Source organism: Ruegeria profundi, from assembly GCF_049800715.1.
In the GTDB taxonomy this organism is placed as follows: domain Bacteria; phylum Pseudomonadota; class Alphaproteobacteria; order Rhodobacterales; family Rhodobacteraceae; genus Ruegeria; species Ruegeria profundi_A.
Genome location: NZ_JBNAFO010000031.1, coordinates 1 through 7,861, shown reverse-complemented (window position 1 = coordinate 7,861; position 7,861 = coordinate 1). Strand labels below are relative to the sequence as shown.

Genomic DNA, 7,861 nt, shown 5'->3' with positions numbered 1-7,861 from the left:
GTTCGATCAGGTTATTCAGATACTTGGACCTGACCGTTTGGATTTTGGCTAGGCAGCCGAACCGCTTCAGGATCCTGTTCACCTCTCGAATGCCCGCCGCGTTGGCGCCGCTTTTGTCGATGACGATCTTGCTCGGGATTCCATTCGTCGATAGCGCTTTGCCAAAGAACCTTGCTGCTGCTGGACGGTTCCTGCGCTCAGACAGCATGAAATCAAGAGTATTCCCAGCTTTGTCGACGGCCCGATAGAGGTACACCCAATTGCCGCGAACACGAATATAGGTCTCGTCCATGCGCCATGAACTCAGTGTTGGACGCTTCTTTGATTGCGCACGAGCAGCGACGATCGGCGAGTATTTCACAACCCACCTATTCAATGTGGCATGATCAACTCGCACACCGCGCTCAGCCATGATCTCTTCCAAGTCACGATAGGACACCGTGTACCGCAGATAGAAGTAAACAGCGTACAAAACTGCATCCTTAGGGAAATGACAGCCCTTTAACGAGATCATGCTCAAATAACCTGTTCGAAAATTAATCGACTAGTACAAAAAACTCAGATCACCCAGGCTCGTCAACTATACCTCAGAGTTTGCGACACATCCGCCACCCGTCTTATTCTACGGCTTTACGTAGTAAATTGGGCCACCAATACCTATATTGGTGGTATCCGCATTCACTTTTCACACCCCATCTGGGCTCGTGGGTGGTGCGGACAATCAAAGGATCAAAATGATGTCTTTCAAGGACTTGACGACCAGAGCGGCTGCCGCACGGAAGGAAAACGATGCGGACGCGCCGAAAAAAGAAGTTACGTCTGAAGCGCCTGACACCGTCCCCGAAAAACCAAAGCCGAAACCTCAAAGTTCATAATACCCTGCCGGGAGAGGGTGGCTTGTTTTTGTCTGCATCTCCGAGCGCTATCAGCAAAGGAGAACTAGCCAAATGAACCAGATAACCAGCAAGACAATCGCAGTCTTTTCCAGGCCGTTTACTTTCCCTGGCTTTGACGAATTACTCCCGGCGGGCGAATACGACATAGAAACTGAGCTTTCCGCACCACCAGATTATTTGGATCCAGAAGCCTGGAAAGCATCAGTGCTAATCTCTCTGCATCCACGGAAATCTCACCCCGGTCTGGCGCGAACCTTGACCGTTTCTCTTGCTGATTTGGACAGAGCACGCGCAATAGATAAATTGTCTGCGAAAGAGTTGTCACAATTCTTGCTCGACCAACTTTTGGCCGATCCGATGGTGCAACTGATCATGGAAGCGGATGGTGTGTCTGAGACTCAACTTCGGCACCTCTACTCGGAGTCGCTCATTTCTGAGGCAGACGACGGATCATCAGATCAACGAGCCATACCACGAGGATGCGCAAGCGGTTCTCGGTATGCTTTCGCTGTCCAAGCTGCTGAGAACGAAGGAATGCCAGTTCGTCCTATTAAAACCCCTCGGATTACAGGCCGTCCCATCGGACAGTCTGAACCAGGCAGCCCCTTCAATCTCAAGGCTTAGGGCTCGGAACTTTCTTTTCCAGTCGCTGTATAAACCAAAACAGAAATCGAGGCTAAGAACTGATGGAAGACTTCGACAACGACGCAGATACGATCATGGCTCGCGCCCACAATGACGTGCCGCAAGAACGCCCGTGTCTTCGTTGCAGAACGCCATTCTGGAGCGAAGGGTTCGGAGAGCGGATTTGTCGACGCTGCAAGGGGTTGAGCGCGTGGCGAAATGGCGTATCAGTAAGCCCTGGGTTAGCTCGGCGTCGCTGATAACCTGACGCCGGTCTTACCAGCTTTTCTGATCATATCTCATTTTATCTTATTGGTGCTGACCCGGGCCTTTTAACGTGGAACCCGATCGGTAATCGGTGCTGAAGACGAAGCGTACGCGCGGTTTGGACTCGAACCGTTCTTATGCGTAGTGATATGGGCTCAAGCCGCCTAATGCACACACTTAAACCATGCCAGTATTCATAATCGGACAGCAGGCATTCACGCCGCTTGTACTATTCGGTGGTCAGCGCGGTGCTGTTGCTTGGGTGCGGAGGGTGGATCGGAGTGCAAAATATGCCAAGAGTCCAACTACCTGCAGTCACCCCAAAACCCAGAGCTTGGAACAAGGGGTGGATCATCGGTCAGAAACGACCGCTACTCCCAAAACAGGTCTGGGCGATCCGTGCCCGGCTCGAACTTTCTGGAAATCTGCGTGATCTCACAATGTTCAACGTCGCGATTGATAGCAAGCTACGCGGCTGCGATCTGGTCAAACTCGCTGTGACCGATCTTGTCAAAGACGATCGCGTCCGTGAGCGTGTTTCGGTGATCCAGAGCAAAACCAAGCGATCTGTTCAATTCGAACTGACGGAAAACACGCGAGAAACTGTATTGGTATGGGTAAAATCACCGGAAATGTTTGCTAGCCGGTTCATGTTTCCAAGCCGATTCCATGATCGACCACACATCTCGACGCGCAGTATGGCAGGCTGGTTCGAGACTGGGTGACCGCAATCGGATTGGAACCGAGCGGATATGGCACGCATTCGCTTCGCCGAACCAAAGTAGCTGAGATCTACCGCAAGACAGGAAATCTCCGCGCGGTCCAACTTCTGCTTGGGCACACAAAGGTCGATAGCACCGTGCGATACCTGGGCGTTGAATTGGAAGACGCGCTAAGCATTGCAGAGCGCATAGACATCTGAGACAGTTTGGCGAGCGGCGCTGTCGGTCGCCAATCCATAGTGGTTCTAGTTCTTTTACGCAGGAGTGGGACGTAGCGTGCCCTGAGCGGAAGTGTCAAAATCTTGTTGCGTACGCTCGCAGCACAGTTTTCTCGGCTCAGGCGCAATTTACAGGGTGCGGGACCGAGCGGCCATTTGATCACGCCGCGAGTACTTGTGCAGAAGCGGCGCGAAAATCGCTGCGTTGCAGCCAATGTTATCAGGCCAGTCATTCATAGTCACGGGGAAGCCTTGATCACATACTCCTCTTTCGCCGCACTCAGGCCAGACAATTTCTTTCGGTAGTTCACCAAGGATCTTGGTCACCGGCAGTTTCAAAAACTACCTGCCCTGGCGGTACTTGCATTGCGACAAGGGAAACTTCCTTGACTCTATTCTGGCTAAGGACCACAAAAGTGCATTGGTAAAAAATTACTCGCCGCCGCGATGCTGCCGGTTACGATAATCCAATGGCCTTCAGACTAATTGTAGCATGTGCCTCAGCATAGGAACGGGTTTCGCTGGGGTCTTCGCTATGAGCTCGTTCCTCGCAAGCATTCGCAACTGTCACTTGACATGCTCCAGTCATCTCGTGACCCATGAAAGAAGGCGCCGTATGAACAGCACATGGCTCATAAATTGCGTGCTTAATGACCGATAGATCAGGTCTCAGGTTCCGTTTCAATCAGTCGTTCATCGTGTTTACGCGCTGCATTCTTTGTTTGATCCCGACACTTTTGGTGTTGCTCACAGGAACGAAGCTTCCTGCTCAAGTCGCCAGCAATGCCGACGGATCTGTTTGTGACGAAAGTTTCGATAACAAGAACGGATCCTGTCAAAGAACGGACGTACCAGAAAACGCATATTTGACCGGCAGTGCCTTTGGTCCAGTTTGGGAATGCAACCATGGATTCCAGCGTGTTGGAGATCTTTGTGAGGAAATAGCAGTTCCCAATAACGGATATCTTGCATCGACCGGAGATCGATGGGAGTGCAATCGGCTGTTCCAGCGTGTCGGAGAAAAATGCGAAGAATTGATTGCGCCTCAAAACGGGTACGTCGAAACCCGGTTTGGCGCGCAGGAGATACACTGTGACTGGGGGTTTCGCAAGGAAGATCAGGATTGTGTTGCGATTAGTGTCCCAAGCAACGGTCGTCTGAGCGACAAAAGAAGCTCAGAAGGATGGGTATGTCTCAGAGGTTATAGGGCAGCGGATAGCGGCTGTGAGCCTGTGGCAGTTCCGCAGCATGCGTACCTTGCACCTGAAACCTATTCCGGATGGAAATGTGAACGTGGTTTTCGCGCAAACCGGGACAGGTGCGTTGCGATCCTTGTGCCTTCAAACGCTCATTTGAATCGAAGAGGTGATGGTTGGGAATGCAATCGGCCGTTCACACGACAGAACGATACGTGCACCGAAAATGTGCCGCGACAATAGGTTAATGGAAATCAATCTCGCCCGACATATCCGGAAGGACCAAGCCGTGAACCACAACTCGATAGACGAAAACTTGGGCAAAATGCTCAAAGCCGAAAAGGCTCATCGCAGGTCCTACATAGTTAAGATGTTTATCGCGTTAGCGGTTTTTGTTGTGGCGATAGTTGTAGTGGTGTTTCTCTGATGCGTAAAAATGCCCCTCAAGTAACCCTTCCGGCTTCAAAGACGTCAGCTCGCGGTCTGGACCAAAGAGCATTTCAGGACCGCAGTGTTCGTAAAACGCAGAACGCTGACGTATCTGGTGTGATTGAAGAAGAGTTCGGGAAGTACTTGATTAAGGCTGGTATTCTGAGCGGTAACAGCGTTGCGCGCGCCTTCCCCAAGCCACCAGCTAAAACGCAGGCAATGATTGCTGATGCAGTTGGTGAAACACCGGCATTGGCCATTGAAGCCTTGAAAGAAATTCTCGAAGAACGAGACAGGACGCGTAGCGGTCAACGCCGATTTGAGGGAAACTCCGGCACCCTTGTTCCCAGTAAAAGAGAATACGTCGAGGCATTGCGCCAGATCAGGCTCACCCCTGCGCAGGTTACAATACTCAAAGCACTTACAATCGCAGGCAAGGAAGGTCTGACCATTGGTCACTTGTCTCAGGCAGCCGGTTACAAATCGCGCGAGGCGTCCATCAAAGTTTTCAAGAAAGTCGGACTATTGATCGCAGAATATCTGGAACTCGAACTTCCCGAAGCTGGATCGGCACAGAATGATGGCGCCGCGCAGGTTTTGGCATTTTCTCACATCGAAAGTGAAGATGAGCCAGCAATCTGGATTATGCATCAGGAACTGCGCGACGCTGTTCGTTCGGTTCTATGACGTACATTCCAGACCCAGCTCTTGTAGCGAACTTTGAACCGGAACAAATGCACGAAAGGTTGCTCACGTAGCTTATGTTGGAGAAAAGACCATATCCGCTCGACCTGATCTATGTACCTGTGAAACGGGCGAAAACGCTTGATCAACAAAAAGTTCTGACGTTGGCCGAAGATATCCTGAAGAACGGCCAGAAGACCCCGATACAGATACGCTCGGACAACAAGAGGTTCGTGCTGATTGAAGGCCTTCACCGACTAGAGGCCATTCGCGCCCTGGGCGGTGATACGGTCGAAGCCTATCTGGTACGCGCCAGACTACACTAAATGCCTATTGGAATTGGCGTTCGACAAAGCCTCGGAAAATGTCAGCAGACGTTGACTTCTTTCATCCCAAAGATGCAATCGTGCACAATGAAAGCTCTCATATAGAGTAATACGCTGGCAGTTTTCCAACTCAGAATGGTCACGCAAAACTTCGTTTAGCCGATAGAACGGTATGCGGCTGGCGAGGTGGTGAACATGGTGCACACCAATGTTGCCAGAGAACCACCGCAGGATGCCTGGCAGGGCGTAGTGAGAACTTCCATAGAATGCGGCGTTCTGAAGATTCCACACTTCTTCCCGCTCCCAAGTCGTGTGTTCAAACTGGTGTTGAATATAGAATAGCCAAATACCAATCGATGCGGCGACGATCATGGTTGGAAGGAATACAAAAACCAGTACATCCAGGCCTCCGGTCCAAAAAATCAGAGCCAGGACCACCGCAATCGCGGCGTTTGTTCCCATTGCACTTGCCCAATTCAGCCAGCCTGACCGCATGAAACCAAAGGGCAAGCGATTTTGAAAAAAGAACGTGTAGACCGGTACTATACAGAACAGGAAGAAGGGGTTCCGGATTAACCTGTAAGCGGCACGTCCGAACCAATTCCGTTTCAGGTATTCCTCAATGGTCAATGTAGGAATGTCACCCATACCACGCCGATCAAGGTTACCGGTTGAGGCATGGTGAATCGCATGGCTTTGCCGCCAGACGTCATAGGGTGTCAGGGCGAGAACACCCAGAACCCGGCCGGTCCAATTGCAAACGGTGCGGCTTCTAAAGAAAGATCCGTGACCACAATCATGCATGATGATGAAGATACGCACCAGAAATGCGGCGTTCAGGATGGCCAATAGAACAGTGACCCAGATACTAAGGGATAGCGCAAACCACGCTGCGCCCCATAGCGCGAAAAAGGGGATGACAGTGATTGTCAGTTCAATAACGCTACGCTTCGTATCGGGCACACGGTATTGCGCGAGCGCCCGGGTCAATTCCTGCTGTTGCAACTGACTTGTTCTCCAAGGGCTTTTAGCAGCCCATTGTGCAAACGGGCACCCCATAAGGGTGCCCGTAAAAGGTCAGGCCAGTGCCAGATTGGCGGCGCTGTCGCGCCCGTCACGGCCAGCTTCGACGTCAAAAGTGACCTTCTGGCCGTCCTTCAATTCGCTGATGCCGGAACGCTCAAGTGCTGAGATATGCACGAACACATCGCGCTTGCCATCTTCAGGTTCGATAAAGCCAAAACCTTTGGTCGAGTTGAACCATTTTACTGTGCCATTTGCCATGGTGGAAGTCTCCTAATACTTGCCGCCCGCATTATTGCGGCGACTCGGCGTGGTCGGTCTGAATCGAAAGACTGAACGCCGAGTTTGGGAGACAGCAGGTCGAAAAAGAAAAACGTAAGCCCTGTGTATATGGACTTCGAGTACACACGATACAAGCCTTGATACAACGGAAAGCAACAGAAGATCTAAGTCTGCCCAGCCCAATTTGGGACAAAGATAAGCAGAACCATTGCTCTGTGGTTCGGAAATCAGAGGTCGGCTTCCGATAAAACCTGCCGAATGCGTATGCAGCAAATTGATTGCTCAGGCACGGCAGGTAGGGCTCACTGTCCGAAATCTCCGCGTGCTTCAAGAACACCGCGGCAAGGCACAAATGTTCATTGAGTGATTGAAACATTGCTAAATCAACGAGTTGACCTCTCTAACGAACGGTAGATTCTGCGCGGCCCGAATCTTGGGTCATGCTGCGTTGGCATAGGGCGACTGCGAGCCTCAAAGTGCCATTAGTAGGTCCGTATCTGCGCAAGCATCGGGCAAGAAACGTTCCCGATGTTACAGTTGGCCGTAAGTTCATTCAGGGCGGCCTCCAATCGCTTAAGTTCGATTATCTGGATGTGTCGCAAACCCTGGGGTCTAGTTGACGAGTATGCCTGATCTAAGGTTTGTACGCGTCGAATTGTTTTCGAACAGGTTATTTGAGCATGATCTCATTGAAGGGCTGTCATTTCCCTAAGGATGCAGTTTTGTACGCTGTTTACTTCTATCTGCGGTACACGGTGTCCTATCGTGACTTGGAAGAGATCATGGCTGAGCGCGGTGTGCGAGTTGATCATGCCACATTGAATAGGTGGGTTGTGAAATACTCGCCGATCGTCGCTGCTCGTGCGCAATCAAAGAAGCGTCCAACACTGAGTTCATGGCGCATGGACGAGACCTATATTCGTGTTCGCGGCAATTGGGTGTACCTCTATCGGGCCGTCGACAAAGCTGGGAATACTCTTGATTTCATGCTGTCTGAGCGCAGGAACCGTCCAGCAGCAGCAAGGTTCTTTGGCAAAGCGCTATCGACGAATGGAATCCCGAGCAAGATCGTCATCGACAAAAGCGGCGCCAACGCGGCGGGCATTCGAGAGGTGAACAGGATCCTGAAGCGGTTCGGCTGCCTAGCCAAAATCCAAACGGTCAGGTCCAAGTATCTGAATAACCTGATCGAAC

General features: G+C 51.4%; 7 protein-coding genes and 1 pseudogene. 5 read left to right on the top strand and 3 right to left on the bottom strand.

Annotated features, from left to right (window positions below; translation table 11 throughout):
• On the bottom strand, positions 1 to 514 hold a 514-nt coding region (locus ACP15L_RS22870), incomplete at its 3' end, for an IS6 family transposase (RefSeq protein ID WP_425085879.1).
• 433 nt (positions 515 to 947) lie between these two features.
• Here ACP15L_RS22870 and ACP15L_RS22865 point away from each other — a divergent pair.
• The 4 genes and pseudogenes from ACP15L_RS22865 (at position 948) to ACP15L_RS22850 (ending at position 5,362) form a co-directional block, all read left to right on the top strand.
• Positions 948 to 1,520 carry a hypothetical protein gene (locus ACP15L_RS22865; protein ID WP_425085881.1) on the top strand — a complete coding sequence of 191 codons (573 nt, stop codon included), beginning with the start codon at positions 948 to 950 and terminating at the stop codon, positions 1,518 to 1,520.
• A 557-nt stretch (positions 1,521 to 2,077) separates the two neighbouring features.
• Positions 2,078 to 2,709 (top strand): annotated as a pseudogene (locus tag ACP15L_RS22860) (tyrosine-type recombinase/integrase).
• A 1,640-nt stretch (positions 2,710 to 4,349) separates the two neighbouring features.
• Positions 4,350 to 5,039 (top strand): hypothetical protein, encoded by a 690-nt coding sequence (locus ACP15L_RS22855; protein WP_170644446.1) that lies wholly within the window; start codon positions 4,350 to 4,352, stop codon positions 5,037 to 5,039.
• Positions 5,040 to 5,113: 74 nt separating this feature from the next.
• A complete protein-coding gene (locus ACP15L_RS22850; RefSeq protein ID WP_039524390.1) occupies positions 5,114 to 5,362 on the top strand; it encodes a ParB N-terminal domain-containing protein in 249 nt (82 codons plus the stop codon).
• Here the strand turns inward: ACP15L_RS22850 and ACP15L_RS22845 are convergent.
• Positions 5,354 to 6,367, bottom strand: coding sequence for a fatty acid desaturase (locus tag ACP15L_RS22845; RefSeq protein ID WP_425085880.1), 1,014 nt, complete (start codon positions 6,365 to 6,367; stop codon positions 5,354 to 5,356). The genes ACP15L_RS22850 and ACP15L_RS22845 overlap by 9 nt on opposite strands.
• A gap of 72 nt (positions 6,368 to 6,439) precedes the next feature.
• Positions 6,440 to 6,646, bottom strand: coding sequence for a cold-shock protein (locus tag ACP15L_RS22840; RefSeq protein ID WP_170430361.1), 207 nt, complete (start codon positions 6,644 to 6,646; stop codon positions 6,440 to 6,442).
• Positions 6,647 to 7,347: 701 nt separating this feature from the next.
• On the opposite strand from ACP15L_RS22840, the gene ACP15L_RS22835 reads away from it, so the two are divergent.
• Positions 7,348 to 7,861 (top strand): IS6 family transposase (locus ACP15L_RS22835; RefSeq protein WP_425085879.1); only part of this gene is annotated, 514 nt, incomplete at its 3' end.

Excerpts from the sequence above, each read along its gene's own strand:
- ACP15L_RS22865 (WP_425085881.1), top strand. The coding sequence starts at position 948 with ATGAACCAGATAACCAGCAAGACAATCGCAGTCTTTTCCAGGCCGTTT.
- ACP15L_RS22855 (WP_170644446.1), top strand. The coding sequence starts at position 4,350 with ATGCGTAAAAATGCCCCTCAAGTAACCCTTCCGGCTTCAAAGACGTCA.
- ACP15L_RS22840 (WP_170430361.1), bottom strand. The coding sequence starts at position 6,646 with ATGGCAAATGGCACAGTAAAATGGTTCAACTCGACCAAAGGTTTTGGC.
- ACP15L_RS22850 (WP_039524390.1), top strand. The coding sequence starts at position 5,114 with ATGTTGGAGAAAAGACCATATCCGCTCGACCTGATCTATGTACCTGTG.